Annotated in this window: 2 protein-coding genes; both read right to left on the reverse strand. The window is 43.9% G+C overall.

Annotated features, from left to right (window positions below; genetic code table 11):
• Positions 1-1,027 (reverse strand): flavohemoglobin expression-modulating QEGLA motif protein (locus tag R8O11_RS24725; RefSeq protein WP_412035072.1); only part of this gene is annotated, 1,027 nt, incomplete at its 3' end.
• 307 nt (positions 1,028-1,334) lie between these two features.
• Positions 1,335-1,840, reverse strand: a 506-nt coding sequence (locus R8O11_RS24730; protein ID WP_318194545.1) for a Na/Pi symporter, incomplete at its 5' end; no start/stop codon positions are given.

The raw sequence follows: 1,840 nt of genomic DNA on the forward strand, positions 1-1,840 counted from the left end.
TCAGATCGAAATACTTTAATTCCGTTTTACCACATAGCAGCAGTGAAAAATCATCCCCTAGCTTATCGTACGCGTTGAGCACTTCTCTAAATCCTCTCAGGTACAAATAATCTTTAGTTAAGCCACCACCGCGGTATACGCGCGAAGTAATGGTAAAGGCTTGAACGTCAGACGCTTTGTACTGCTCCTTCAGCAACATAAAGGTGTGGCGGAAATCGCGCTCTTTAATCATGGATTCTACAGCAAGCACGCGAAGAGCTAAGGTTCTTAAACGTTTGATACTGAAGTGTCCAGAGAGGTACTCACACAAAATCGCCAACCCTTCCTGCGTATTGGTATTGGCAGGGCAACCTAAACTAAGCACTTTAAGTGGCTGTTGACGGCCATTAAGCGTAGTTAGCAAATGCACGCCCATCTCGTGGTGTGCGAGCGCTTCAAGCTCGTCAGTTGTGATGTGCGCAGCGCTGTTAATCTTCACTCGAGAGCCTGACACCAAAGCGTTTGCTAGCATGCCATCTAAGATTTGAATTTCACATTCATACCCATTTTTATCGGCGAAGCTTTGCATGAAATGAGCAATGGAGCGGCTATCATGCTCTGGTTTGCTTTCTTCTTCTGTCGGCAGATGCAAAATGAAATGTGCGTTAGCAATGTCTTTCGCACTTGGTTCACCGTAATAGCGCAGAGAGTTGTATAGGAACTCTTGCGTACCTATGGTGTTGACTTGATCAAGTTTGTCGGCGTAAGACTGAATGACATCCTCATAAAGCTTTTGCAGCTGAGTATCTTCGATGTGTTCCAAAGGCAATTCGTACAAACGGCGTTTTGACTGATGAGTGTCAAGAGGCGCTTTCTGGTACTGAAAGTTAGGTTCTTGCGAGTACTTATTATTGATGAACCTTTCTCGCTCTTGGGCGTAATTAAGCGGGTTTACGCTGCTAAGAATATCAATATCAGTGACTAACTGAGAGAGGTTTTCATCTATTGCTAATAGCTGGCTAGAAATTGGTTCATTAAACTGAGCCATGTCGTTCAACTCCATGTGAAGGTAAGACCTTTTTCAACAACGCGCAGAGTACCTGTCAGTCATCGAAGACAACTATGGGAGGCAAGAGCCGTTATCCATTGTGTATATGACCGTCTCTGTACTTTTGACTAACGGTGATTGTATTGAAAGAGGTGGAGCCAAATTATCATTGAGTGTTTGGTTTGAACAACAAATATTTCTCAGTCTCAATCGGAGTTACATCAGCTCTCATTTTTGCATCATGATTACAGATACAAAAAAGGCCCCACAACGTGGAGCCTTAAACAATAAGCGATGGTTGGTATTATCAGGTTGTCAGAGCAAGGATTGCGCCTGGCAGAATGATGAATACAGACATCAGGTAGCCACCCACAACTGCTTTGTTCTTGATAGCAAGCTCTGAAATCATTTCAGCGCCTTTTACTGGGATTTCACGTAAGAACGGAATACCAAAGATAAACAGTGTCGCCAAAATATTAAAGGTTAAGTGTACTAGCGCAATCTGAAGAGCAAACACAGCAAACTCACCAGATACTGCGGTAGCTGCAAGTAGCGCAGTGATACACGTACCGATGTTCGCACCTAGAGTGAATGGGTAAATGTCACGAACTTTAAGAACACCAGTACCTACAAGTGGAACCATCAAGCTTGTTGTTGTTGATGAAGATTGTACCAACACCGTCACGATCGAGCCTGATACGATACCGTGGATAGGACCACGACCAATTGCATTCTTCAGAATATCGCGAGCACGGCCAACCATTAGGCTCTTCATTAGCTTACCCATTACTGTGATAGCAACGAAGATTGTAG

The sequence above is a fragment of the Vibrio sp. 1288 genome (assembly GCF_033344475.1).